We start from the raw sequence: 25,369 nt of genomic DNA, 5'->3' as shown, positions 1-25,369 counted from the left end.
CATCAAAAGAAATAAATAAGACGTATCAAACGCCTCATTTTGTATCCTGATTTACCGAACTGATGCTCAAACCCTTGACTGGAGAGCCGTTTGGCCGATTTTTCCAGTCCTCATTCGTTTTTATTCTAATCGCTTTAGGACTTACGCAGTTGGACGATTTCTCGCGGGCGCAGCCTGCAAGAAATCGTCCAAAACCCAGAAAACCTATCGCAAGTGCGTAAGTCCTACGCTTTCCAAAATGGCGTTTCGGTGATTTTGCCATTCCTCTTGACTTGATATCTAAAGCTGATATCATATTTCTAGGCAAAGATATCAATTATCGATATCAAGCCCGCGTCCCGATGTGGCTGATGCTGCTCCCCGTCAGCCACTCGATGACGCTGGGGCGATCGCCCTGGCGATTTTGGATTTTGGATTGGTGATTTTGGATTGGTGATTTTGGATAGCTAATCCGAGAAATCGAAAAGCTCACGCCAACCCATCTCAGTCTGATTGAAATCTGATTGAAATCTGGTTGAAATGGGTCATAAGGTGGCAGGGTTGCAAAACTCCCAAACGTTCCAAGATGGGGCCCGTCGGCGATCGCGCGAGATTGCCCGCCGTTTCTTGCGGGCGCGTCCCTAAACGTCCCATAAGCCCACCATAAACCTCCGATAAACTTAACTGGCGGTTCAAAAAACCTGCCATACAATGAAGGTACTGGGAAGATACTGGCGAGGGTATTGTCGCAAGACCAACCCTACCCTCATTGCGGGAGGTGCTTATGCTCGTCATCCTGATGGAAGATCAACTGCTTCAGCCACAGCAGGTGTGTCAAAGCTGCCTGATGGCCGATCGCAGCGGTCAGCCCCGCTGGCAGCAGGGACGGTTGCGCTGCGGCCGCGCCCTGGAAAAGCCGTCGGAAAACCTGCCGGAGCAGTATGAGTGCCAAATGGGGTTCCGCATTGCCAATATTGAGCCGGCCTGAGCGATGTTCTTCAGAGTCGTAGTTATCTGAACATTTTTATTTGAACGTTATTTGTTTGAACGTTATTTGTTTGAACGTTATTTGAACGCTTTTTTCTCTGGAAATTGATAGGTGAGCCACTTGCTGGTTTGCAGGTTTAGGTTCACCAGCAGTTCGGCAAAGCGTACCCCTGCCGCTACTGGATCGACGCACGGTGCGCCCAGTTCCTCGCTTAGATAGTCTGCCATGCCGCCCATGCCCGCGCAGCCCAGGATGATTGCCTCTGCGCCATCTTCGCTGAGCGCCAGTTCGCCCATTTGAACCAATCCTTCCATCACCGCGTCGGGGTTTGCTTCGCACGCCAGTACAGGCATATCCACGCAGCGGATCGAGGCGCAGCGCTCCATCAGTCCCGTCTTTTTCACGATCGCTTCGACCATGTGGTGGCTGCGGCGCAGCGTAGTGACGACTGACCAGCGAGGGGCGATCGCATTGGCCGCATACATCGACGCTTCAGCAATGCCAACCACAGGCCGAGTCGTCACTTCGCGCACCGCATCCAGCCCCGGATCGCCCCAGCAGGCCAGCACATAGCCGTCTGTCATCGCTTCAGTCCGCTGCACCTCTGCTAGCACATGGGGAATCGCCAGGTATTCGTCGTAGTAGCTCTCGATCGAGGCGGGGCCGTGGGCGGGGCAGGTGGTGAGGACTTCTGTTTCTCCAGAAACGTTCGCCGTCGCAATCTGCTCGATGGAGTAGGTCATGTCGCGGCTGGTGTTGGGGTTGATGACGTGGAGACGCATTGGAGGGGGGAGCGATGGCTAAAGATGGCCGAAGGCGTTGGGCAGGTAGTGTTGCAGGGTGAGGGTATAGTGGGCGATCGCCACGGGATGACCCAGCCGGATGGTGCTGTCTGGGAGGCTGCAATCGGGGCCGCTGTTCTGGGCAGGAGAATCAGGAGACTCAACAGAGCGCGATCGCCCCCCCACCAGCGCCACGTCAAATCGGCAGTTGCCCCCGGCCCATTCTGGATATTCTGCCAGAAACAACTCCGCCGCCTGCCACAGCTTTGCCTGCTTTTGCGGCGTGACAGCCAGCAGACCGCCCGCGTCCCATCCCGCGTTTCGCCGTGCCTTCACTTCGACAAAAGCTAGCGTAGCAGCCGCCCCAGAAGATTCTGGTAGCTGGGCAACCAAATCCAACTCGCCCCAGCGACAGCGCCACCGCTGCTGCAAAATGGTTGCCCCCTGCTGGACAAGCCACCGCGCCACCAGCGTTTCGGCCAAGCGCCCAAACTCACCCGATGCCGAGATGCGGGGGTTTGGAACAGACTGAGGAGAGCGCTTGGGCATGGGGCATCAAAAGGTGAATCAGGGTGAATCAATAGGGATGAATCAAGGGGGGTGAATCAAGGGCAGAGATGGGCTGGGCGATCGCAGACTTTGGCAGGGATTCGGGTAGGATCAGAAAGGCGGTAGTGTTGATTCTCGATTTTCGATTTTGGATTCGCAATTTTGGATTGCAAGTCAGGGGTCTGCGGGTCTTCCTGAAATTCATCCATAGCGCCACTCAAGAGAATTGACATGATCTTCTGTGGGGCTTTTCTGCAATCAACTTCTGCAATCAACATAGCTTACTGTGCAACTTGGGATGCCAGGTAGGATGCTGGGTCAGATGCTAGACAAAGGAATAATGTGTGAAGTCTGGGCGCGGCTGGTGCGACGGGTCAATGGTGCTGAGCTTTGGCAACGTCTGCAAGCCTTGCTTTTGCCGTCCCGCCGACTGCTGGTGTGGAGTTTGGTGCTGGTGGGGGCGATCGCCCTACTGTCTCCGGTTCCTGCCCTAGCGCTCGACTATAACCGCGAAAACCTGGTCGATGCCGACTTTTCGGGACGCGACCTCACCGACTCCAGCTTTACCAAAGCCAACCTCCGCAACGCCAACCTCAGCCACACGCAGCTACAGGGCGTTAGCTTCTTTGCGGCCAATCTGGAAGATGCCAACCTGGAAGCAGCTAACTTGACCAACGCCACCCTCGATTCGGCCCGCCTAGTGGAAGCTAACCTCAAAAACGCCATTTTGGAAGGTGCGTTTGCCTTTAATGCCCGATTCGAGGGCGCAATCATCGACGGGGCAGACTTTACCGATGTGCTGCTGCGGGAAGATATGCAGGACAAGCTCTGTGCGGTGGCTCAGGGTACGAATCCGGTCACAGGTCGCAACACCCGCGACACGCTGAATTGTTTTTAGCGTTCCCCGTGGGATTAAACGCTAGACCTCTTGCGTGAATCGTTGGGCGGCGGCGCTGCCCAACGATTCACGCTCTCAGAAAAGCATTTGTGCCAGAAGTCTACTAATTAAACACTAAGTAGTACAAAATACAATCTTGCACAAAAAAATCCCGTGCTTCATGCACACGGGATTAAATCGATTAGTTAGCTAGCTGTCTATTTCTGTGCGGTTCTGTCGATACCAGCGCGATACCAGCCTTTTGCAAGGCCAGATCTGGGCTTACTCGCCGAGGGCGATCGCAAACGAGAGCGAACTCGTACCCGCTTGCTCTAGCTCCACCTGCACCGAGTAAGATTGCAGCGCTTCTACCTCCAGCAGTTCCAGGCTGACGGGGCCGGCATTGGCGCGATGGGCAGTCTTTTCAACCTCGCTGCTTTGCAGCTTCAGCCGTCCAGCGCAAGGCAGGTTCGCCACCAAGCGCAGGCTGCCCGATTCTAGCAGCATTGCCCGCAGAGTCAGCAGTCCAGCCGTGGTGTGCCACTCGCGCTCCAGCGTTGGCTGAGATGGGGAAACCGTCAGCACCAGCGTATTCAAAATTTCCCGCGCCGCCACCAGCGACAGCAACATTTGCTGAGGCTGGGTTGCTGCATCATAGTGATCGAGTACGCCTTCCAGCACCGGGGCCGAGGTTCCGGAGCGGGCTGGAGCCGCCATGACATAGCCAGCCAAGTGGTTCAGCGCATCTGCTTCACCGGGAAACAGAGCTTCTACGGCTTGCACCAGCTTTCTGCCTTCTTGCAATGAGGATTGCAGGAGGGATTGGCACTGTTCCAGCAAGCGATTCAGCACGCCTTCGGGCATCGGCACGGGCAGGTTGAGTGCCTGCATTTGGGATGCCCAAACAGTTGCAGTCGCCAGCTCTGGCGCGAGGGCATCTTCATACTCTCGCACTTCGGTTTCCCAGGGATAGAGGGGCGGTCGGCGCTCGATTTCCTCCCGCAACCGATGTCTCAACAAAGCATAAAAACGGTCTTGCACAGCAGGTATCTCTCCTGAATGGGATAATGGTGTGTCTTGAAAAGAAAAAACGTCCGACCCGGTCAAGTGGTTCAACAGCGTGTTGATCTCTTCCGAGTCGAGCAGATTATCGTGATTCGATTGCGGATGTGCTGCATCCAACGCATCACGTCCAGCGTCTGAGCTGGTTTCCCCTGATGGTGCAGCAGTCGATTGATCTAGCTGTTGTAGGAGCCAGGAAACAATATCCTCAGCTTCTGAGTCACTATTCATCCCCTGCTACCCCTGCTCCGGACACAACATTGTTACGAATTTCCCAGGCCAGTTCTAGCAATTTAGACCATTGTTTTTGCACTTGGGTTGCCGTGCAGCCGAGAGATTGGGCGATCGCCCCGTCGGGTCTGCCCTGCTGTTTGAGTTTTAGCATCTCTTGCTGGGTTGTGCTGAGGCGGCTGAGCAATTCGTCCCACTGCTGCGGCGTTAGCCCCAGATTTCGCTCTAGGTCTGCCTCTAGCCATTGATGCACCAGTTCCCAGTGATGCGACATGGCAAAGCGAATCAGGTGATATTTGAACCGCTGCTGCAAATAGTCGCGCTGGCGGGGCGTAAGTCCCAGAATTTTTTCGATTTCCTGCGTCGGCAAATCCTGGAGCCGCAGCGTGAAATAGTCGGCACAGTCCTTTTGCTGACGCTCTTCCAAATAGCTGAGCAGTTCTGCCACCACAGTATGCCGCAGAGAGTCTTCTTCCACCTCTGGCTCTTGGGCCACCATCTGCTCTCGCACTTGCTGCATGGGTGCGCCGCTGCGGGATTGGTCGGTTTCGCCCGTTGCGCCCTCGGCGGCCTGCTCCATGTCCACCATCGTTTCAGGCGGCTGCTGCTGCGAAAAGGTCTGCGCCCGCAGAATGATCAACTGCTGACTGCGGCGACCCGGCAGCGGAATCCGCCGCTTGCCATAGCGCTCGGTAAAAGCCATATATTCCGCCAGATCCAGCGCGGTACGCGGGCTGTAGCTGGCGGCAAGCTGATTCTCACGCCGGAAGGCGTTGATGGCTTCGATGTAAAAGATTTGCAGAAAATCTTCGATCAGCCCTAGTCGCGCCTGATAGCTGGACTGCACCTGGGGCGGCGTGATGTAGCGATAGACCACGGCGCTGAGAGTGCTGTGCAGGTCAACCCGACCCCGGCGCGACCCAAGCTGGTAATATTTCAAACACTGCTTAAGTCGGTGACGGGCAAGGGCAACCGACCAGGCATCGACCTCTCCAGACGACTGAATGCGCTTGCTTTCTGAACAAATGCGGGCGACCTCTCCGGTAATGCGGGATGCCACGTCGCGGCAGTTTTGCTCAGACGCACGGGTGCATTGCTTCAGCTCGTTAAAAACCAGGTTAAAAATAGCCTCCACGCCTTGGGTGCTCTCTCCCTGATGGATGTAGATCGTTACAACGTTAACACACCCCTACGGAGTGGCAAGGGTGGGGTAGTGCAGCCCTAGTCTGTGGCAGACTAGCGTTTTCGATCAACAGCCTGATTCAAGTCAAGTCAGCAAACCTACGGGTTGCTGGAGGGCGCTATTGTAGCGCTTTGAGGGAAACAGCCGTCGCTTCAGCAAGCTTTGCTTTACCGCTTTGCTTTACTAAAGCCGCCGCCTAAAGCCGCTCCCTAAAGTTGTCACCTTTAGGAGAGATTCAGCGGCGATCGCCCACCATCCGTACAAAATCTGTACAAAAAGCATCCGTACGGAAACATCAGGCGGGCAAACTGAACTCGTAAACGAGCTTCTGAACTAGACTGATGAGGATGATAGCCCAAAGCGCACAGAGCGTCGTCAATACACAACGTCACGCAACATACAACGTCACACAACGCCATTAACAAATTAACAAACGGTTATGACTCTGGATCAGCAGCTTCAAGACCTCGTTCAAAACGCTCCCCAGGACGGTGCAACGCCCGCGGCAGTGGCAACGATCGCCCCCGCTCTCAAGGAGATTGCTCAACAGCTTCACCACCTCCAGTATTACATATTACAAACCCTTGAGCAGCAATGGGTGATGACGACCTTAAACCATCGCAGCCAGACCAATGCTCAAAAAAACGTCGTCTACGCCTTCGCCAGCCTAAAGGACGCAACGGCGAATCCGCTGGCAAAAGATCCCCAGATTATGGCGTTTCCCATGCCCGTGACGCACATCCTGTTTCAATTGGTAGCGATGACTAGCGTGGACAGCATCATCTTTTTTGAAACGCCGGGGAATCTGAACACGGGCACTGAGGTCACTCGTGCCAACCTGCAAGCGCTGATTCAAGCGTTTTTGCAGCAGTCTCAGGGCAAAGCGCAAGTGCCGCCGGATATTGCATAGGCTTTGACGGCTAACACGGCTTGCCCAAAATCCGTCACAGGTAGATAACAAGCCGTGGTTTGTAGTTTGTTTGCAGCTTATGGGTTCGCAGCTTATGGGTTCGCGGCTTATGGGTTCGCAGCTTAATTAATCTGCGGCTGATTGGTTTGCGGTTCATTGCTGTTGGCTCGTGGGAGACTGCGGGGAACTATAAAATGTAGATGAAGCAGGCTGGATGTCTGCCGTCCGCATGTTCTGCTTGAGCAGCTTGTTTTTTACTCTCCGCGCAGACCTATGAATGCTCCCCGCAATGCCTTCAGGCGCGCCAACGACAGCTTCCGAAAAGCCGACCATGCAAGCTGGCATCGTCACCAGAGTCGCCTGCATATTTTGCGATCGCAGCTTGGGTTTACCGAAACGTCTCCTTCTCGCCCCAAGTCTTGCCTGGGCTGCGAACATTATCACGGGGTTGCCTATGGCTATGGCGATCGCCGCCAAATACTGATCTGCGGGTTTCATCCCTTTGGCTGGGAGGGTGAGCTTTGCCCAGACTGGAGCGAGGCGCTGTAGGAAGCAACCCGCTCATCCTGGTGAGCAACCCGCTCATTCCAGTGCTTGAGAAGCGTTAGCAATCGAGAATAGTCTATAGAAAACACTTTTTTGTCGAAGATTTTCGATGATTTGCTGCGGCAGCCTCGCCCCTGCGGTGGATACCATGCAAGAGGCTCGTGGATTTTTTTGTGAAACTTGTGGAATTTACTGCGCTGAATAGATTGCGCTCAGCTTGCATGACTCTGAAGACTCATCGGGCACGATTGGCCCTGATTCCTGCGGTTGCATTGGCCCTGCTGCTGGGCGTGTGGAGCCTGTTTCCGACCGTGGCGATCGCCCGCACTGCCCCCCGTTCTGAACCGCTGTCGATCCAGCCCTACATCGATCGGGTGGTCGATCGCGTAACCGAATTCACCCTCGACAATGGCATGAAATTCATCGTGCTAGAGCGGCATCAGGCTCCGGTGATTTCGTTCATGACCTATGTGAATGTGGGAGCGGCCTACGAAGCCGCAGGCAAAACCGGAGCCGCCCATTTCCTAGAGCATCTGGCATTCAAGGGCACAACCCGCCTGGGCACCAGCGACTACGCTGCTGAACGGCCGCTGCTGGCTCGACTGGATCGGCTATTTGACCGCATCCAGGCGGCCAAGGCCGCAGGGCAGACGGGTCGCGCCGCAGAGCTACAGGAAGAGTTTGACCGAGTGCGATCGCAGGCCGCGCAATATGTCCGCCAAAACGAATATGGACAGGTGGTCGAACGGGCAGGCGGCGTAGGACTAAATGCGACCACCTCCGCAGACGCAACGCGCTATTTTTACAGCTTTCCGTCCAACAAGCTGGAACTGTGGATGTCGCTGGAGTCCGACCGATTCCTTGATCCCGTCTTTCGTGAGTTTTACGAAGAAAAGGACGTAATCCTGGAAGAGCGGCGAATGCGGACGGACAACTCGCCCATCGGTAAGATGGTGGAAGCATTTCTAGAAGCGGGCTTTCCAGATCATCCCTACGGCCGCCCAATCATCGGCTATGAAGAAGATATTCGCAACCTGACCCGCCGAGATATTCAGGACTTTTTCGACACCTATTACACGCCAGACCGCATCACGATGTCGGTGGTGGGCGACGTTGATCCCGCCGAGGTGAAGCGGCTGGCGGAGATTTACTTTGGTCGCTTCCGCACCCGCAGCCGCGCCCCAAACATCACGGCTCCTCCGCCAAACCAGACCGGGCCGCGAGAGGTGGTGCTGCGACAAAAGACGGAACCCTGGTATTTGGTCGGCTATCAGCGCCCCGCCAGCGACGATGCCGACAATGCCACTTACCAGATTTTGGCCTCTGTGCTGACGGGCGGCCGCACCTCCCGACTCTACAAATCGCTGGTGGAAACGGGCATCTCGCTGAGTACGGATGTGGCAAATGGCTTTCCGGGCGATCGCTATTCCAACATGATGCTATTTTTCGCCCAAACCGCACCGGGACACACCATTGACGAAATCGCTACCATCCTCAACGCTGAGCTAGAGCGGCTGAAGACGGAGCCAGTTGCGCCCGCAGAACTAGAGCGGGTGAAGACCCAGGCGCGGGCAGGAATGCTGCAACTGCTGGCATCGAATCGGGGCATGGCTAGCCTGTTGCCGGAATATGAAGCAAATACTGGAGACTGGCGCAATTTATTTGAAGACCTGAAGGCGTTTGAATCGGTGACGGCAGAAGACGTGCAGCGGGTCGCCCAGTCGCTATTTGTGCCGCAAAAGCTGACGATTGGTAAACTGCTGCCGGAGGAGTAGGGGGTAGGGGTTGAATGTGCAGCGCCAGGGCAGGAAAGATTTAGAGATTTAGAAGGCATGAGGAAAGTGTGGATGACGGCTTTGCAATCGAACTGGCGGCTCGGCTTGCGCTCGAAGTGGCTGCGGCGACTGGCATGGGGGGCGATCGCCCCGCTGCTGCTTCTGGGGCTATGGCTCACCCCTGACCCGGTGCGGGCCGCGCCTGCGGTGCCCTACGACCAGCTCACCTTTCCGCCGCTGCCACCTGTGCAACTGCCGGAATACACCCAGTTTCAGCTAGACAACGGGCTGATGGTGTATCTGGTCGAAGACCACGAATTGCCCCTGGTGAGCGGCACGGCTATCTTTCGCGTCGGGAGCCGCTGGGAGCCAGCCGACAAGGTGGGGCTGAGCGGCATTACGGGTGAGGTGATGCGGAGTGGTGGCACGCTCCAACACTCGCCCGACGACCTGAACGCCCTGCTGGAAAGCCGCGCCGCCTACGTGGAAACCGGCATCAGCAATGCGTCGGGCAATGCCAGCTTCTATTCCCTCAGCGAAGACCTGCCAGAGGTGTTTGGGCTATTTGCCGAGGTGATTCGCCAGCCCGCCTTTGCACCCGACAAGTTTGCGCTGGTGAAAAACCAGCGACGCGGCTTCATTGCCCGCCGCAACGACGACCCCGACGACATTGCTCGCCGCGAATTTTTTAAGCTCATCTACGGCCCGCAAAGTCCCTACGCCCGCACGACGGAATACGCTACCCTCGACCGCATTCAGCGCGAAGATGCGATCGCCTACCATCGCACCTACTTCCATCCCAACAATATGCTGCTGGGCATCGTGGGCGACTTTGACAGCGCCGAAATGCGATCGCTCATCGAAGCCCAGTTTGGCGATTGGGAGCGCAACCCAGCGTTGGACAATTCCGACTTCAATCCCCTGCCTGCGGTGGCCCAGGCGCAACCGGGCGGCATTTTCCTGGTTGATCAGCCCCAGTTGACTCAGAGCAACGTGCTAATCGGACATCTGGGCGGCAAATTGAGCGATCCCGACTATGCCCCCATGACCGTGCTGAACGACGTGCTAAACGGCTTTGGCGGGCGGCTGGTGAACGAAGTGCGATCGCGCCAAGGACTTGCCTATGTGGTCTATGCCTACTGGTCGCCCCAGTTTGACTATCCGGGCGTGTTTGTGGGCGGCGGCCAGACCCGCTCCGATGCCACCGTTCCCTTTATCCAGGCGCTCAAGGCGGAAATCGAGCGAGTCCGCACAACGCCCGTGTCCGATGACGAGCTACAGCAGGCTAAGGACTCGGCCCTCAACGCCTTTGTGTTTAACTTTGAAACGCCGGGGCAAACGCTCTCTCGCCTGATGCGCTACGAATACTATGGCTATCCCAAAGACTTTATCTTCCAGTACCAGAGACAGGTCGAAGCCACCACCGCCGAAGACATCCTCCGCGCCGCCCAGACCTATCTCCAGCCCGATAAGCTGGTGACGCTGGTGGTGGGCAATGCCGCTGCGATTCAGCCGCCACTCTCGACCCTGGGGAGCAGCCCACAGCCGATTGATATCACGATCCCGGAGTAGGAGAGACGGGAAAAATGAAGAACGAAGAACGAAAAATGAAAAACGAAAACCGGAACCTCTTCGTTCTTCTTTCTTCGTTCTTCTCTCTTTCTCCCTCAGCTCTCCTTGTCCTGGGCGATCGCCCCGACGGTTCCTTGAACCGCTTGAATGTAGTTGGCGGGCGTGATCAGGATTTGCAGCCCGCGCATTCCGGCAGAGATGGTGATCGTGTCGAATAACTCGATCAGTTCGTCTATGTAAACTGGGTAGTCTTTTTTGCAAGCGAGGGCCGTCACGCCGCCGCGAATGTAGCCTGTGAGCGGCTGCACCTCTTTGAGGGGAACCGTTTCAACCTTGCGGTTGCCGGAGAGGGCGGCCAGCGCCTTCAGGTTCAGGTGCATGTTGCCAGGAATGACGGCAAGGATGACCCCCGTGCGATCGCCCCTGGCAACCAGCGTTTTGAACACGCGCTCCGGCTCCAGCCCGATCTTTGCCGCCACGGACTCCGCCGCTAGGTCATCGGGGTTGACTTCGTATTCCAGCAGTTCATAGGCAATGCCCAGTTTATCCAGGGCGCGGGCGGCGTTCGTTTTCATATCCAGTGACTTCTCAGCCAACCTTCCTATGATACGAGTCATGTCGATTCTGGATTTTAGATTCGCTTTTGGATGATTAGTCCAAGAGTCCGCTAGGGTTCTAGCACCAACTGCTGCTAGAATCCTCTGCCAGTCCTAATCTCAACCCTCCAACTCCTGCCGTAGCATGAAACTGCTGCTCGTAGAAGACGACGAACGAATTGCCCTGCCCCTTGCTGAAGCCTTGACCGACCAAGGCTACGCTGTAGACCTGGCTGCCGATGGGGCGATGGGTTGGGACTTGATTGAGGCGTATGACTACAGTCTGGCGCTGCTGGATGTGATGTTGCCGGGTCTAAGCGGTATAGAGATCTGCCAGCAGATGCGTCAACAGGGCAAGACGACTCCTGTGCTGCTGCTGACAGCGCGAGACACCAGCAGCGACAAGGTGATCGGGTTGGATGCTGGCGCGGATGATTATGTCGTCAAGCCGTTTGATTTGCAGGAATTGCTGGCGCGGATTCGAGCGCTGCTGCGGCGAAGCGGAGCCGTTCTGCCGCCTGTGCTGGAGTGGCGATGCCTGAGTTTGAACCCCGCAACCTGTGAGGTGCGCTACTACGGGCAGCCTCTTGCATTGACCCCCAAGGAATACGGATTGCTGGAGTTATTTCTCCGCAGCGGTGGCCGCACTCTCAGCCGCAGCGTTATTTTGAACCACCTCTGGGCATCCGAAGAACCCCCTGGCGAAGAAACCGTGAAGGTTCATCTGCGGAGTCTGCGGCATAAGCTGATGGCAGTAGGGGCAGAGCCAGATTTTATTGAGACTGTGTATGGTTTAGGATATCGACTCAAGCAACCTGGATGAATCGCCGCATGACTAGTCCTGCTTTTCGCGCGTTGCAATGGCGACTGTTGCTGTCGTCGCTGGCGGTGTTGGGACTGTCGCTGGCAGCAACCGAAGCAGCCGTGTATCAGTTCGTGTCGCATAGTCTGAAGCAGGAGCGCGATCGCCAGTTGATTAGGCTGGCGGATGCTGCTGCCCACAGCCTGCCTGATTTGCTCAAACAGCCCGATGCTGTTTCCATGCAGCCTGATCGCGTCTTGGACAATGACGGTGATCTGGATTTACCGTGGCAAGATTTGCGGGAGCCGTCGCAGGGAATTGAATGGTTTAACGCGGAGGGCGATCGCCTGGGGCAAGCCGGACGGAGTTTCGTTACCCTACCGCTTGATCCGGTTGCAGACTGGCTCCGGACAGACGAGTGCTGGATGCTGACCGTGCCCGTTTACACCCCCTTAACGGGCGATCGCAGCCACTTAAAACCAGCCGACACAATCCTTCAGGGCTATGTGCGAGTTAGCGAGTCTATCGAAAGCACCGAGGCGGAACTGTCGCGACTGCGGGCGGGGCTGGTGTTGGGGGGGCTGGTGGCGCTGGTGGGCGGCGGACTGGGAAGCGGCTGGCTCACACGGCAGGCACTCCGGCCGATTGAGCAAAGCTTTCAGCAGCTTAAGCAGTTTACTGCCGACGCTTCCCATGAGTTACGCAATCCGCTGGCGGGTATCAAGACCTCAGTTGATGTGATGCAGAGCCATCCAGAACGGGTGCATCCGGCGGATGTGAAAAAGCTGGCGGCGATCGCCTCTGCCACCGATCAGATGACGCAACTGGTGGATGATTTACTACTGCTGGCGCGGCACGATGGCAATCTGACACCCCTTGCGAGCCAGGCGGCTGATATTCCGCTAGATGACTTGCTGGAAGATTTGGTCGATAGCTTTGTGCCCCAGGCAGACGCGAAGGCGATCGCCCTCAAGTCTCGGTTCCAGTCTGGCAGCACGGTGCGTGGAGATGGGGTGCAACTGCGTCGCCTGTTCTCTAATTTGCTCAGCAATGCAGTGCAGTACACGCCTGCCCAAGGAACTATCGCTGTAACGAGTCACTCGGCCGACGGTTGGGCAGTGGTAGAGGTCATCGACACGGGCATCGGCATTGCACCTGAGCAAATTTCCCTGGTGTTTGACCGATTTTGGCGGGCTGATCCGGCGCGATCGCAGCGAGAAGGGGGCACAGGGCTAGGGCTGGCGATCGCCCAAAGCATTGCCCACGCCCACCACGGGCAGATCAGCGTCCAAAGCCAGTTGGGGAACGGCAGCACTTTTTGCGTTCGCCTGCCGACCTGCGACAGTTTCAAAGGTTGAGTTTGGACTTACGCAGTTGGACGATTTCTCGCGGCGCAGCCTACGAGAAATCGTCCAGAACCTGGGAAATTTATCGCAAGGAGGAATCAATTCCTGTGACCGAGGAATCAACTCCTGCGCCTTGAGGGTATGTCGTTCAATCGTCGTGCGGAGCGGAGCCAGCCCTGCGAGTTGGATGTTTTTTGTGAAATAGACCCGTCATGCTTAGCCCAGTGGCCAGCAGCCCCACTAGCCCCACTCCGTCTAGGAGCGGATAAATTGCTTCTAGATGAAAGATTTCGCCAGTGTGGAGGCTGAGTAAAAAGCTGCGAGAAATCAGCCCGCCGCCGAGGCCCCATTCCGCCACCAGCGTTACGGCAATGCCGCTGAGTACCGTTAAGCCCAGGGGCAAACAGAGGGCGATCGCCAGCAGTCGATGATATTTGCGGAAGGCTCGTTTCATAGAAATTACCTGTGGCTTCAAGAGGTTGTAGAAATAGCAGAGGTTGGAGCGATCGCAGAGAGAGCAGCGGTCGCAAACCAAATGAGCAAAAAAATGATGAGCGAAAGAATGATGAGCGAAAGAATGATGAGCAAAGAAATGGCGCGAAGGCAGCATGGCCCGATGCCGGCCACCTCCGCGCCCTACTCTGGATAGGCAGGAAAAAAGGGATTACTTCGAGACGCTGGCGATCGCCTCGTCCATTGTCTTCAAGGCGGCCAGGACTTCATCCTTATTGGGTTGCGATGCCTTCAATGCGCCTGAAACCTTGTCCATACTTTCCTCGATCGAGTCGTAGGCACTCGATGACTTTGCTTTGATGCCATCTTCTACAGGGGCCCAAACCGACTCAAAGGTTTCAAATTCGGTTTTAGCCTTTGCGAAATCCCCAGCTTCAACCGCAGCCCTTGTCTTGTCTACAACGGATGTCAGCGCCGAATAGTCTGCGGCAGCAGCGAGAGAAGGGGATTCTAACGGTGCGGCAGACGGCCCCGACGCTGCTTCCTGAGTCCGGGTAGAGCAGCCCGCCAGCGTGGCTATGCCCACCAGCCCGACTGCACCAACGACTATCAAACCGGTTCGATTTAAGAAACGCATCTCAAACTCCTCTCAGACTTTGTTCATCTACACCATAGGCAATCGCTGGTAAAGAACTCGGAAAGAGAAAGAGTCGACTGACGAACGCTCCTGCGATCGCTCTCAGCACTTCAGAAACTTGGCCTCAGCCCCTTGTCTAGTTGTTTGCTATCCCCTACTTCGTGCCCGATGGCAATATCACCCAGGCACTCATCCGCGCCCGCGAAAACGGCGCTGAGGTGCGCGTGTTGACCATGAGCGACGCGACCGATAAAAAATTCGTGCATCTGGCAAGTCGAGAGCTATACGGCAACCTGCTGCGAGCAGATGTGGAGATTTGCGAGTATCAGCCCAGCATGATGCACGCTAAGTTAATTCTGGTGGATGATGCCTGGATCAGCACGGGCAGCGCCAACCTTGATCCGCGCAGTGCGTTTCACAATGACGAACTCAACATTTCGGGGCGCTATCCGGCGCTGGCTCAAAACCTGGAGCAGTTCTTTATCGGGGCGATCGCCGATAGCCAGTGTCTCACCTATGCCGATTGGCAAAATCGCCCCCTGTTTGACCAGCTCGCGGGACGGGTGGTGCTGCTGTTCAAAAATCTGCTGTAATCTGCTGTAATAGGTCAGGACTCAGGAACTTGAGGTCAGCCCTATCGCTTCACAACGCCAAGGCAAATTGGGGTTAAACCTTAGGGAACCTCGATTAATTGAATTTTGCCAGGGTAGAGTCTCAAGTGAGACAGGAGCATTGCTGCGCTTCCCCTAGCAGATGACTGCTCTTGAACTACCTCATCCTGTAGGCAGGCATAGAACCCAGCAGTAGTCTGCCGATTCCGGCGTTTAATCGGCTACTTGGGTCTGTAAGAACGTATAGCGCATCAAGTTGTAGGTCAGATTCTTCAGCCCTAAGGATGCCTTGACCCGTACCATTCCAATCACGCGCACCAGTTTGCCACCCATTTGCATGATCCACGCACCAAACACATGCTCGACTTTCGAGCGGGTTTTTGACTTGGTGCGATTCGAGTGTTGTTGCTCCTCGCTCAGCGGACGATTGCGATAGGAACGCTCATGAATCTGACTGTCAAAGCCCATCAACGCCAGCACCTGCTCAATCGCCTCGCTGCGATAGGCGCTGTCTGCCCATACGCTACCTGCCTCATTGTCGTCGTCCAATAAATGTCCCAACACTTGCGAATCATGCACTGCTGCATCGGTGACTTGATACTGCCGGATCAAACCATACTCAGCATCGATACTGACGTGGTTTTTGTACCCAAAATGGCACACACCTCGCTTCTTCGTCCATCGAGCGTCCGTGTCTTTTTGCGCCAATTGATGCGGCTTGTCCTGCCAATCTTGAGGGATTTCGCCCTGCTTGAGTTGCTGGTTCTCTGAGTTGCTGTTGTGTTGCTTGGGCACAGGAATTAAGGTCGCATCTACAATCTGTCCTCCTTTGGCAGCATAGCCCTGCTTGATTAAGTAACCATCGAATTGCTCGAATAATGCCTCAATCAACCCCTGCTCAATCAGTTGTTTGCGAAATAACCAGACGGTTGTTGCATCAGGCACTTCATCGGACAAACTAAACCCCATGAACTGCATGAACGACAGACGGTCACTGACTTGATATTCCAGTTCCTCATCGCTGATGTTGTACAACTGTTGCAAAATCAGGAGTTTGAACATCACCACGACATCGATTGCTTTGCGTCCCGCATTGCTCTTTCGAGGTTTGTCATGGATTTTCTCCAATGTAGGTCGAAAGTCCTCCCAAGGAACAATTTGGTTGAGCCGCACCAATAGATCTTTTTTCTGCCTCAGTTTGGCTTGGCGTTCTTCCCAGTCCCAAAATCCGGCTTGGCTCATCAGTCTTCACCCTTACTCTCTCTGACTATGATCTCACTCTTGTCTCAACTCAAGACACTACTTGACCAATTTTTCGAGGTTCCCCTTAGAGATTTAGCAGGCATGAGAGTTTGGCAAGGGCTATGGCTGGGCTGGCTGGTGGCAGGCGGACTGGCTGCCGGACTAGCTGCTGGACTGGCAGGCGGACTGGCGGGGTGCGATCGCTCTGTTGCAGGCGCAGGCAGCCCGACGGGTTTATCGGCTTCATCAGCGCCACCCGCCCCAGACACGTCCTCAGACTTGTCCTCAGACGTGTCTCCAGAAGCGTCCCCAGACGTGCAGCATGACCAGCATGACGTGCAATATCGCGTAGAAGCGCTGCCCACGGCGGACGTGCATTGGGTGATGGTGCCGATTCGCACGTTTGAGGTTGTGCCCGCGATCGCCCAGGCGTTGCAGCCGCTGCCCCAGTTTGCCGCGCAGTCGGGAACCGTGGCCGCTATCAACGCGGGCTTTTTTGACCCGGTGAACGGACTCACCACCTCCTATGTGGTGCAAAACGGGCAGATCGTCGCCGACCCGCGCCAAAACGATCGCCTCATGCAAAACCCCAACCTCACGCCCTACCTGCCCAAAATCCTCAACCGCTCGGAGTTTCGCCGCTATCGCTGTGGGCAACCGGGGCAGGAACGCGACCACTATGCGATTGCCCTTCATGCCGAAGCCGTCCCGCTCGGCTGTACGCTGCAAGACGCGATCGGCGGCGGCCCGCGCCTGCTGCCAGACCTGACGCTCGAAGCCGAGGGCTTTGCCGACCCCGCCACGGGCCGCGATGCCATTGGCAGCACCCAGCCCAATGCCCGCTCTGCCGTCGGGATTTTGCCCAATGGAGACATTGTGCTGGCGATGGCCGCTCAGCGCCCCGACGCGCCGACCAGTTCTGGGCTGTCGCTGGCGGAGTTGTCGAACTTTCTGCGATCGCTCGGTGTGGTAGACGCGATGAACCTGGATGGCGGCAGTTCCGCTTCGCTGTACGTCAGCGGAAACACCGTCTTGGGTCGCGTCGATGCCCAGGGCAGCCCGATTCAGCGGCCGGTGAAGTCGGTGCTGGGGGTGCGCCGCAGACCCAGAGACTAGAGGGCGCTATTCCTCATCAGGAACCCATCACTCGCTGGTAGGTTTTTTGATACATTTCAACAATGTGATCCCCTGCGGTGATGGGCGGATATTTTGGCGGGTTCGTTTCGCTCTGGCAGGTGGGCAGGCATTCGACCAGCGCATGGTAGTTGATGTCGAAAAAGAAGGGAACGGAGTAGCGATCGCCCCCCGAACGGTTCACCACGCGATGGGGCGTGGACTGATAGTAGTCGTTGGTCCAGCGGGCCATCATGTCGCCGATGTTGATGACAAAGGTATCGGGAATCGGCTCGGCAGCAATCCAGTCGCCGCTGGCGGTTTTCACCTCTAGCCCGCCTGCCGCGTCTTGCAGCAGGATCGTGAGGCAGCCCCAGTCGGTATGAGCGCCGCAGCCCCAAGTGCGATCGTCTGCCTGCACGGGATGGGGCGGGTAGTGCAGCAGTCGCAAAATGGGCATGGGGTCGTCGGCTAGGGGGGCGAAGTGATGCTCCTCCAGGTCGAGCGAGAGCGCCAGCCCCCGCATCAGTTGGTAAGACAAATTCAGCATGGCAGCGAAATATTGCTCTACGACCTCGCGCCAGCCAGGGAGGTTGCGGGGATACAGGTTGGGGCCGTGGTTGGGCGTGTTTGCCTGCACCAGCGGGTCGTCGGGGCCGCGATGCAGCCCGATGTAAATGCTTTCCTTGAGATCCGGCGCGGCGTTGAGATCGAGCGTCTGGTGCTTCAAAGGCTCGTAGCCGCGAGAGATGGGAGAGTGCTGGATCGAAATCTCTAGCTTGTCTGCATCGGGCAGCGCAAAGAAGCGATGAGATTCGGCAAAGATCTGGTCAACTAGCGCAGCATCGATGCCGTGGTTGGCAATGTAGAAAAAGCCGACTTCGTGACTGGCTTTGCGGAGGTGGGCGGCGACGGCTTTGCGGTCTGCCCAATCGGGCGATCGCAGCCCGCCGATGTCAATCACTGGAATCGTGTGGATAGGGGAGAGAACAGAAGTGACCATCAGAGGTTCTGAGCGAAACGTTGACCGTCAGCATAGCGGCGGGGCGATCGCCCGACTGTTTCGTTTGCGTCAGTTTAACCCTGCTTCAGGCGAGCTTTGGCTGTTTGCCAGAGGGCTTCGAGTTCTTCTAGGGAGTAGTTGGCTAAAAGGCGAGGGTACTCCGTACCGCCTAAAGGGCGAGGGTACTCCGTACCGCCTAAAGGGCGAGGGTACTCCGTACCGCCTAAAGGGCGAGGGTACTCCGTACCGCCTAAAGGGCGATCGCTCTAGCCTAGATTTCCGCAATTAAATTTCTGAAAAAGGATTTAGTACTGTTAAGTTCTCAACTCGCGCAAAGTCTGCGACATTTCTGGTCACGAGTTGACTCGCTGTTTCGAGAGCAGAAGCGGCAATGATTGCGTCTGGTAAGGTAATCCGCGCACTTCGACGAATTTGGGCAGCGGTATCCAGAACTGATTCCGTCAAGTCTACACGCTTTAGGCTTTTTAAGGATGACCGAATTTGATCGGCTTCGGCTTCTGTCAGTGCGGGATAGCAGAGCAACTCAACCCAAGTTATTGGAGAATAAGCGGCGATCGCCCTGCCTGAAAAAATATCTTCAAACAGGGGTTCTAGCAAAGCTTCACCATTGAAGTAATAGATGAAAATATTCGTGTCTAGCAAATAGGAATTAGCGGTTCCACTCATTTCGAATCTGTCGTTCAAATTCTAGCGGATCGACCCGTTTGGGCAAAAAGCCAAGTAGCTCTTTGAAATTGGGTGGCTGGACAGAGACAGATTCATCAGCAATCGGCTGTAGCACAATGACTATTTCCACCCGTCCTGGCTGTACGGACTCTGGCAGCGTCACTTCGATCTTGCGATCGCTGGTTATGGTCACAACCTGTCGAATCGTTTCCATCATGCCTGAGCGGTTAATTGTAATAGAACACTGCTTTGAAGCCTGTGACTTTATTGTAGGCGAATAGCAAGGAGGCGATCGCGCTTGGGTGGGTGGGCAACCCCTCTTTCCAGAAGTCTTGCAGATTTTTTCCTAATTATCCTAAACTCCTAACGAAACTCTTCATAGGAAGAGTGCAATAGTGCCTAAATTGCGCTTAAGATAAACGCTTAATTTCCTTCAGGAGATTTTCAATAGGCGTAAGAAATATGGAAATTTCAGGGTCTTTAGGTATTTCTTTAGGGATTTGCGTGGGCCAAATCTTATTTAGAAAACACAACAATTTTTTCTCAGTTGTTAAACCATCTTCTAGAGCTTTCTCAAAACCATCCCAATTGCAACTAGTCATTACAAACCAAAACATTTCAGACTCTGGGAAAGCTTCACTCAGTTGCTTCTCACGTTCATCAAAGTGAGAATGCCAGTTCTTCCTCATCCACCCTAGTTGCGTCTTACACTCAATAACCGCAATTATTTTTCCCTCTTTCCAGATAGTTATATCAGGGCGGATGGATTTCCGCCTCCGCGCTACGGTGCGCTCTGACAAAATTTCCAACCCTAAATGTTCGATATCATTGAATATTCTTAAACAAAAAAGAACTGTTTCAACAAAGAAATCGGCCCCTGCTGGAGCAATTTGTTTGCCTAGAAATTTCTTGATTTCATTCTGGGCGCAGTAGAAAGCACGTAGTCTATTTGCAACCACTCTAGAATAGTCAAAATCACTGAAAGATAAAGAGTTTGACTTTATCTGGCTATAGGATTTCTTGAGAGCTTCTGGCAGATTATCAAGAGCCAAAAGGTAATCGTCGCAAATCTGCTCAACCATGAGATTCTAGAGGATATTACTTCATACTTTTTTACTTTACTTGGCTTGAATTGCGATTTCTTTAGATCTAATAAAGTAAATCTTAAGAAGCCTCAAACCCTTTACATATATGTCTTTGAGGTCATATTCGCCCAAGAAAATCAGTTTCTCGGAAATCCTTGATTAACAAGACTTTCAGGCTCCTTTACAAATCAGATCTCAGAAGCTAGCGCATCAGGAAGTATTTGCCCTATCCAATCTCAAAATTAACCTAATCTTTGTCAATATTCAGGTTTAGTCTGTACACTTCATCCTTGCCCTGCTTCAGGTGAGCTTTGGCTGTTTGCCAGAGGGCTTCGAGTTCTTCTAGGGAGTAGTCGGCTAAAGGGCGATCGCTCTCTTGCAAAATCGCCTCTTCTACCAGTCCGAAGCGCTGGATGAATCGCTGGTTGGTGCTGTGGAGGGCTTCGGCAGGGTCGAGGTCGTGCCAGCGGGCGAGGTTGACCAGGGTGAAGAACAGGTCGCCCAGTTCGGCTTGCTGGTTGGCTTTGGGTTCCTGGGCGATCGCCTGCCGAAATTCTTCTAGCTCCTCGTGAAACTTGTCCCACACGCCGTCGATGCTGTCCCACTCGAACCCGGCTTTGGCCGCTTTTTGGGAAATCTTGAGGGCTGCGGTGAGGGGCGGGAGCGATCGCCCGTAGCGTTCCAGCCGGGGGGTCAGCCGTTCAATCCCCGATGCCTTTTCTTCCTCGGCTTTGATTTGCTCCCAGTTCTGCACGACCTCGCCCGCGTCTGCCACCGTCACCTCGCCAAATACATGGGGATGGCGGCGAATCAGCTTTTGGGTAATCCCCTCCGCCACGTCCTTGAGCGAAAACTGCTGCGCCTCCGACGCGATCTGCGCTTGCAGCACCACTTGCAGCAGCAAATCGCCCAGTTCATCGGCGATCGCCTCCGGTTTTCCCTGGCGAATGGCATCTACCACTTCATAGGCTTCCTCGATCACGTAGGGAATCAGCGTCTCCGGCGTTTGGGCCAGATCCCACGGACAGCCGCCATCGGGCGATCGCAGCGTTGCCACCACGTCGATCAGTCGCTGCAACGCGGCAAGAGTGGGGTCGGGGTTGGCGGAGGGCGTTTGGGTCATATCTGGAGGGTTGGGGGGGATGCAGTGCTGGAGTCACTGTAACCCATCCGCCCGTCCTTCCAGCGCGTCATCCCCCTAAAACCGCCGCGAAGATGATACGCTATCTCCGATTAATGGATTCTGCAAGTTTCAAACGAGGGCGGGGCAATGGCAAAGTTGCGGGTGGGGCTGCTGTTTGGTGGGTGTTCGGGTGAGCATGAGGTGTCGATTCGCTCGGCGCAGGCGATCGCCCGTGGACTGAGCGACCCCGCCAACGCAGACCGCTACGAGCTGGCACCCGTGTATATCCAGAAAGACGGCCGCTGGCTGGCGGGAGAGTCTGCCATTCACGTTCTATCGGCGGGAGTGCCGCTGGAATTGGGCAGTTCGGACGCTCCGGCAGGCCCGTCGGGCGAAACCAGCGCCCTGCAAGTGCCAACGGTGGCGGCGGTAGAACGCTGGCAATCGACGGCGCAGGTCAGCGGCGTGGACTTGTGGTTTCCTGTGCTGCACGGGCCCAACGGCGAAGACGGCACGGTGCAGGGAATGCTGACGCTGATGCAGGCTCCGTTTGTGGGGTCGGGGGTGCTGGGATCGGCGCTGGGGATGGACAAGATCGCTATGAAAATGGCGTTTGCCCAGGCGGGGCTGCCGCAGGTGGGCTACAAGGTCGTGCGGCGATCGCAGGTCTATTCCAATCCCTGCATTTTTCCCAAGCTATGTGATGAAATCGAAGCCGAACTGGGCTATCCCTGCTTTGTCAAGCCTGCTAACCTGGGGTCCTCCGTCGGCATTGCCAAGGCCCGCACCCGCGCCCAGCTTGAGGCCGCCCTAGACAGTGCCGCCAGCTACGATCGCCGCCTGATCGTGGAAGCGGCCGCGCCCTCACCCCGCGAACTGGAGTGCGCTGTGCTGGGTAATGACCATCCCCAGGCATCGGTCGTGGGCGAGATTACCTACAGCAGCGACTTTTACGACTACGAGACGAAATACACCGAAGGTCTGGCAGACCTGCACATTCCGGCAAACTTGCCAGAGGCGATCGCCCGCCAGATTCAGGATATGTCGATTTGCGCCTTTGAAGCCGTAGACGCAGCGGGCCTAGCCCGGGTGGACTTTTTCTATTGCGAGTCTACGGGCGAGGTCTTCATCAACGAAATCAACACCATGCCCGGTTTCACCGCCACCAGCATGTATCCCATGCTCTGGGCCGCCAGCGGCGTGCCGTTCCCGGAACTCGTCGATCGGCTGGTGAAACTGGCACTGGAGGAGCGATAGAGCGTGTAGCGTCATCGACCTACTCTTCCTCCTCGGATAGATCTTCTGTTTCCAGCAGATCGGCCTCGGTTTCTAGCAAGTCCTCCTCATCGTCATCGGTGGCTTCGCTGCCGCCGCCAACGGCCACCAGGTCGATTTGCTGACGGTAGTAATCCACACTCTTGACCTGCACCTCGACGCGATCGCCCAGTCGATACTGCTTGCGATTCTTGCGGCCCACCAGCTTTTGCTGACGCGAGCGATATTCGTACCAGTCGTCTTTCAGGGAACTGACGTGAACCAGCCCTTCCACCAGCAGTTCCTCAATTTCCACAAAGAAACCGTAGGACTGCACCCCCGTAATCAGCCCGTGGAAGGTTTCGCCGGTGCGCTCCTGCATATACTCGGCTTTTTTCAGCCCTTCCAGGTCAGATTCCGCCTCCTGCGCCAGCTTTTCGCGCTCGGTGAGGTGGTTGACGATGCTGTTGAAATATTCCTCTAGCTCGTCGTGAACCTCTGGCGGTAGCACCTTCCAGTCGATTGCGCCGTGACATTCGCTGCTAAACAGGTTCACCTTGTCCTTGGAGCGGGTAGATTTGCGATCGCGCCCATGCTCAAACACCGCGTGCAGCACCCGATGCACCAGCAGGTCAGGATAGCGGCGCAGCGGCGAGGTGAAGTGGGTATAGCCATTGTCCAGCGCCAGCCCAAAGTGAGTCCCCGGCGTGGTGCTATAGACCGCAGGCTTCAGCGTCTCCAGTAGCAGATAGGTCAGCACCCGCTCGGCATGAGACTCCGCAAATTGCTGCGTGAGTCGCTGATAATCGCGGGGATGGACGACCTCTTCGTCTTCAAGCTGGTATTCGATGTCCATGTTGTTCACCAGCTTTACCAATTCCTGCACGTCGGAGGGGTCGGGCGTGCGGTGAACCCGGTAGATGGCGGGAACCTGGAGGCATTGTAAATGCAGCGCCACCAGTTGATTCGCCAGCAGCATCAGTTCCGTTACGATCGTGCGGGCGGGCAGCAGCGACGACACCACCATTGCGCCCAGTTCGCCTTCGTCGTCGTATTGGAAATTGGTCGAGAGGAACTTGCCCAGTTCGGGGTTGTGTTCGTCCGGGAAGATGCTCTCCGGCAGGTTCAGGTCAAACGCGCCCCGCGCCAGCCGCTGCGCCGCTACGGCCTGGCTGATGGCAAACAGGTTGTCCACCAGTTCAAACACGGGTTCCAGGTGTTTTAGCTCCTTGGCAGAGGGCAGCGGGTAGCGGGCTTCGGCGGCGGCTTCTGGGTCGTCTCGCAGCAGCACCGCCTGGGCCTGCTGATAGTCGAGATGCTGATCTACCCGCACCACGCTGGGCTGAATCTCGAAATCCTGCACTTCGCCAGCCGCGTTCAGCGTCACCAGCACCGAAATCGCCAGACGGTCTTCACCGGGCAGCAGCGAACAGCAGCGGTGCAGATGTTCCGGCAGCATCGGCACGACGAGTTCTCCCAAAAAGACCGAAGTGCCGCGCTTCTGAGCTTCCAGATCGACGGGCGATCGCGCTGCGATGTAGTACGACACGTCGGCAATGTGAATCCCCAAGCGCCACTCGTCGTCGCCTACTTTTTCTACGCTCAGGGCATCGTCGATGGCTGGGCTATGGGGATGATCGGGCCCGTCGATTGTGACGGTCAACTGTTCCCGCAAATCCAGCCGCTTTTTCAAATCCGTTTTGCGGAGCTTGGTCGGGAGCGCTTTCGCAGCCTCTAGCACCGCTTCCGAAAACCCGCGCGGCAGGTCATGCTTGCAGCACACAATGTCGATATCCGAGGCCGCCTGGGCATCGCTGCCCAAAATCTGAGCCACTCGACCGATGGGCGGATGCTGACCCAGAGGATAGCGGGCAATTTCTACATGCACCAGTTGATCGACGGATTCCTCTAACGGTTCGCCGTCGGGCGTTAGCTCTAGCTCAAACAAGAGGCGATCGTCCAGCGGCAGGGCGCGATACTGCCCGTCCTCGGTTTTTTTCACCCGCGCCAGCACGGAGGAATTGGAGCGTTCTAAAATCAGCCGGACTTCGCCCTCTGGACTGCGGCGGCGGCTGCCCTCTTTGGTCACGCGCACCAAGACGCGATCGCCATTCCAGGCAGTATTCAACTGGCTCTCGCGGATGTAGATATCCTCCGACCCTTCAATATCCTGAATTGCAAAGCAAAAGCCCTTGCTAGAGCAGCGCAGTTTCCCTTCCACCACGTCATCCTCAAAGACGCGGCGATATTTTCCCCGCTCCTTAACCAAAATGCCGATTTTCTCCAGGGCATCCAGCGCAATTTGCAAACGGCGAAGGCTGGCATCATCTTCACAGTTCAGCTTTTTCTCCAAAACCTTGGGAGCGACCAGCTTGTCGTCTGGAAAGTTGGAGAGCAGTGAGGCGATCGAAAAGTCCATGTAGCGTCTTAATCCTTGCGTCTAGTCCTGGGAGGGGTGGGGTGCAACGTTGCCCGGTCGAAGCCCGCTTCGGCGTTCCAAGCAAAACGCCCGGCGGCGGCGGCAAACACGACCGAACGCTGTTAATGATAGTCCTCAAGCCTGATTAGCGGTCATTTCGTTCTGCATCTTGCGTCAACCGCATCGTGAAACGGGTTTGCAGTTTAGGAACCCACTCATGACCCGGAGATGGCATCCGCAGTATAGCGCTGGCGATGGCTACAGCCTATACAAGCCCTAGAGCAACTCTGATCCGAACCCATACGATGGATACGCAACTGCTGACGGGCGATCGCTGCGGCTGCGGCTGCGACCTGTGCAACGGCTTGCCAATCCAGTCCGGTTGCCAGTCCACTCAGGCTGCCCACGCTGCTCCAGAGATTCCAGACACTTTATTCCAGCTATTCCAGCTATTCCAGCTATTCCAGACATTTTGCAGGCTGGGTGCAAAACGGGCCGTCAGACTAAGAGCGCGATCCTAAGAGCGCGATCGCCCCTGGCATAA

General features: G+C 55.9%; 27 protein-coding genes. 12 read left to right on the top strand and 15 right to left on the bottom strand.

Annotated features, from left to right (window positions below; translation table 11 throughout):
* Positions 1-325 precede the first annotated feature (325 nt).
* A complete protein-coding gene (locus tag HNI00_RS16835) occupies positions 326-472 on the bottom strand; it encodes a hypothetical protein (RefSeq protein WP_316787730.1) in 147 nt (48 codons plus the stop codon).
* A 291-nt stretch (positions 473-763) separates the two neighbouring features.
* Between HNI00_RS16835 and HNI00_RS16830 the strand changes: the two genes are divergently transcribed.
* Positions 764-967, top strand: a complete 204-nt coding sequence (locus tag HNI00_RS16830; protein WP_172354243.1) for a hypothetical protein — start codon at positions 764-766, stop codon at positions 965-967.
* Positions 968-1,044: 77 nt separating this feature from the next.
* Here HNI00_RS16830 and HNI00_RS16825 read toward each other — a convergent pair whose 3' ends face one another.
* Positions 1,045-1,749, bottom strand: coding sequence for an aspartate/glutamate racemase family protein (locus HNI00_RS16825; RefSeq protein ID WP_297078752.1), 705 nt, complete (start codon positions 1,747-1,749; stop codon positions 1,045-1,047).
* 18 nt (positions 1,750-1,767) lie between these two features.
* Positions 1,768-2,298: a YraN family protein gene (locus HNI00_RS16820; protein ID WP_316787726.1), complete on the bottom strand. Its 531-nt coding sequence runs from the start codon at positions 2,296-2,298 to the stop codon at positions 1,768-1,770.
* Between the two features lie 340 nt (positions 2,299-2,638).
* On the opposite strand from HNI00_RS16820, the gene HNI00_RS16815 reads away from it, so the two are divergent.
* The gene (locus tag HNI00_RS16815; protein WP_316787724.1) at positions 2,639-3,196 is read left to right on the top strand and encodes a pentapeptide repeat-containing protein; all 558 of its coding nucleotides are present in this window, start codon (positions 2,639-2,641) and stop codon (positions 3,194-3,196) included.
* Between the two features lie 261 nt (positions 3,197-3,457).
* Here HNI00_RS16815 and HNI00_RS16810 read toward each other — a convergent pair whose 3' ends face one another.
* Together HNI00_RS16810 and hetZ are read right to left on the bottom strand one after the other, a co-directional pair.
* Positions 3,458-4,216 (bottom strand): hypothetical protein, encoded by a 759-nt coding sequence (locus tag HNI00_RS16810; RefSeq protein ID WP_316787722.1) that lies wholly within the window; start codon positions 4,214-4,216, stop codon positions 3,458-3,460.
* 244 nt (positions 4,217-4,460) lie between these two features.
* Entirely contained in the window at positions 4,461-5,603 is a 1,143-nt protein-coding gene (gene hetZ / locus HNI00_RS16805) for a heterocyst differentiation protein HetZ (RefSeq protein WP_316787721.1), read from the bottom strand.
* Positions 5,604-6,090: 487 nt separating this feature from the next.
* Here hetZ and HNI00_RS16800 point away from each other — a divergent pair, with 487 nt between their 5' ends.
* The 4 genes from HNI00_RS16800 to HNI00_RS16785 all read left to right on the top strand — a co-directional run bounded on the left by HNI00_RS16800 (position 6,091) and on the right by HNI00_RS16785 (position 10,454).
* Positions 6,091-6,561, top strand: coding sequence for a hypothetical protein (locus tag HNI00_RS16800; RefSeq protein ID WP_297078747.1), 471 nt, complete (start codon positions 6,091-6,093; stop codon positions 6,559-6,561).
* Positions 6,562-6,834: 273 nt separating this feature from the next.
* On the top strand, positions 6,835-7,110 hold the full coding sequence (locus HNI00_RS16795) for a hypothetical protein (RefSeq protein ID WP_316787719.1): 276 nt from the start codon (positions 6,835-6,837) through the stop codon (positions 7,108-7,110).
* A 218-nt stretch (positions 7,111-7,328) separates the two neighbouring features.
* On the top strand, positions 7,329-8,882 hold the full coding sequence (locus tag HNI00_RS16790) for a M16 family metallopeptidase (protein ID WP_316787717.1): 1,554 nt from the start codon (positions 7,329-7,331) through the stop codon (positions 8,880-8,882).
* Between the two features lie 72 nt (positions 8,883-8,954).
* Positions 8,955-10,454 carry a M16 family metallopeptidase gene (locus tag HNI00_RS16785; protein WP_316787715.1) on the top strand — a complete coding sequence of 500 codons (1,500 nt, stop codon included), beginning with the start codon at positions 8,955-8,957 and terminating at the stop codon, positions 10,452-10,454.
* A gap of 95 nt (positions 10,455-10,549) precedes the next feature.
* Here HNI00_RS16785 and ybaK read toward each other — a convergent pair whose 3' ends face one another.
* Entirely contained in the window at positions 10,550-11,029 is a 480-nt protein-coding gene (ybaK, locus tag HNI00_RS16780; protein WP_316787713.1) for a Cys-tRNA(Pro) deacylase, read from the bottom strand.
* Between the two features lie 166 nt (positions 11,030-11,195).
* Between ybaK and HNI00_RS16775 the strand changes: the two genes are divergently transcribed.
* Both HNI00_RS16775 and HNI00_RS16770 read left to right on the top strand, forming a co-directional pair.
* Positions 11,196-11,873: a response regulator transcription factor gene (locus HNI00_RS16775; RefSeq protein WP_297078742.1), complete on the top strand. Its 678-nt coding sequence runs from the start codon at positions 11,196-11,198 to the stop codon at positions 11,871-11,873.
* 8 nt (positions 11,874-11,881) lie between these two features.
* Positions 11,882-13,210 carry a sensor histidine kinase gene (locus HNI00_RS16770; RefSeq protein WP_316787711.1) on the top strand — a complete coding sequence of 443 codons (1,329 nt, stop codon included), beginning with the start codon at positions 11,882-11,884 and terminating at the stop codon, positions 13,208-13,210.
* A gap of 136 nt (positions 13,211-13,346) precedes the next feature.
* Here the strand turns inward: HNI00_RS16770 and HNI00_RS16765 are convergent, their stop codons facing one another.
* Both HNI00_RS16765 and HNI00_RS16760 read right to left on the bottom strand, forming a co-directional pair.
* Positions 13,347-13,652 (bottom strand): peptidase, encoded by a 306-nt coding sequence (locus tag HNI00_RS16765; RefSeq protein ID WP_297078740.1) that lies wholly within the window; start codon positions 13,650-13,652, stop codon positions 13,347-13,349.
* Positions 13,653-13,862: 210 nt separating this feature from the next.
* The gene (locus HNI00_RS16760) at positions 13,863-14,288 is read right to left on the bottom strand and encodes a hypothetical protein (RefSeq protein ID WP_316787707.1); all 426 of its coding nucleotides are present in this window, start codon (positions 14,286-14,288) and stop codon (positions 13,863-13,865) included.
* A gap of 140 nt (positions 14,289-14,428) precedes the next feature.
* Here HNI00_RS16760 and HNI00_RS16755 point away from each other — a divergent pair, with 140 nt between their 5' ends.
* Positions 14,429-14,881 (top strand): phospholipase D-like domain-containing protein, encoded by a 453-nt coding sequence (locus HNI00_RS16755; protein WP_316787705.1) that lies wholly within the window; start codon positions 14,429-14,431, stop codon positions 14,879-14,881.
* Positions 14,882-15,112: 231 nt separating this feature from the next.
* Here HNI00_RS16755 and HNI00_RS16750 read toward each other — a convergent pair whose 3' ends face one another.
* The gene (locus HNI00_RS16750) at positions 15,113-16,141 is read right to left on the bottom strand and encodes an IS5 family transposase (RefSeq protein ID WP_316787596.1); all 1,029 of its coding nucleotides are present in this window, start codon (positions 16,139-16,141) and stop codon (positions 15,113-15,115) included.
* 102 nt (positions 16,142-16,243) lie between these two features.
* On the opposite strand from HNI00_RS16750, the gene HNI00_RS16745 reads away from it, so the two are divergent.
* Positions 16,244-17,257 (top strand): phosphodiester glycosidase family protein, encoded by a 1,014-nt coding sequence (locus HNI00_RS16745; protein ID WP_316787703.1) that lies wholly within the window; start codon positions 16,244-16,246, stop codon positions 17,255-17,257.
* A gap of 16 nt (positions 17,258-17,273) precedes the next feature.
* Here the strand turns inward: HNI00_RS16745 and HNI00_RS16740 are convergent, their stop codons facing one another.
* From HNI00_RS16740 to mazG, 5 genes are all read right to left on the bottom strand, one after another.
* Positions 17,274-18,257 carry an isopenicillin N synthase family dioxygenase gene (locus HNI00_RS16740; protein WP_316787701.1) on the bottom strand — a complete coding sequence of 328 codons (984 nt, stop codon included), beginning with the start codon at positions 18,255-18,257 and terminating at the stop codon, positions 17,274-17,276.
* 285 nt (positions 18,258-18,542) lie between these two features.
* The gene (locus HNI00_RS16735; RefSeq protein WP_316787699.1) at positions 18,543-18,944 is read right to left on the bottom strand and encodes a type II toxin-antitoxin system VapC family toxin; all 402 of its coding nucleotides are present in this window, start codon (positions 18,942-18,944) and stop codon (positions 18,543-18,545) included.
* Positions 18,928-19,161: a hypothetical protein gene (locus tag HNI00_RS16730; RefSeq protein ID WP_316787697.1), complete on the bottom strand. Its 234-nt coding sequence runs from the start codon at positions 19,159-19,161 to the stop codon at positions 18,928-18,930. Before HNI00_RS16730 ends, HNI00_RS16735 begins: the two co-directional genes overlap by 17 nt.
* A 193-nt stretch (positions 19,162-19,354) precedes the next feature.
* The gene (locus tag HNI00_RS16725; protein ID WP_316787695.1) at positions 19,355-20,026 is read right to left on the bottom strand and encodes a type I restriction endonuclease; all 672 of its coding nucleotides are present in this window, start codon (positions 20,024-20,026) and stop codon (positions 19,355-19,357) included.
* 250 nt (positions 20,027-20,276) lie between these two features.
* A complete protein-coding gene (mazG, locus tag HNI00_RS16720) occupies positions 20,277-21,152 on the bottom strand; it encodes a nucleoside triphosphate pyrophosphohydrolase (RefSeq protein ID WP_316787693.1) in 876 nt (291 codons plus the stop codon).
* 147 nt (positions 21,153-21,299) lie between these two features.
* Between mazG and HNI00_RS16715 the strand changes: the two genes are divergently transcribed.
* Entirely contained in the window at positions 21,300-22,409 is a 1,110-nt protein-coding gene (locus HNI00_RS16715; protein ID WP_316787691.1) for a D-alanine--D-alanine ligase family protein, read from the top strand.
* Positions 22,410-22,428: 19 nt separating this feature from the next.
* On the opposite strand, the gene HNI00_RS16710 is transcribed toward HNI00_RS16715, so the two are convergent.
* Positions 22,429-24,825, bottom strand: a complete 2,397-nt coding sequence (locus HNI00_RS16710) for a ribonuclease R family protein (RefSeq protein ID WP_297079705.1) — start codon at positions 24,823-24,825, stop codon at positions 22,429-22,431.
* Positions 24,826-25,130: 305 nt separating this feature from the next.
* Between HNI00_RS16710 and HNI00_RS16705 the strand changes: the two genes are divergently transcribed.
* Positions 25,131-25,346, top strand: coding sequence for a hypothetical protein (locus HNI00_RS16705; RefSeq protein WP_316787686.1), 216 nt, complete (start codon positions 25,131-25,133; stop codon positions 25,344-25,346).
* Positions 25,347-25,369 lie beyond the last annotated feature (23 nt).

The organism is Thermoleptolyngbya oregonensis NK1-22 (genome assembly GCF_032705245.1).
In the GTDB taxonomy this organism is placed as follows: Bacteria; Cyanobacteriota; Cyanobacteriia; order Elainellales; family Elainellaceae; genus Thermoleptolyngbya; species Thermoleptolyngbya sichuanensis.
This window is presented reverse-complemented; position numbering and strand designations above follow the sequence as displayed.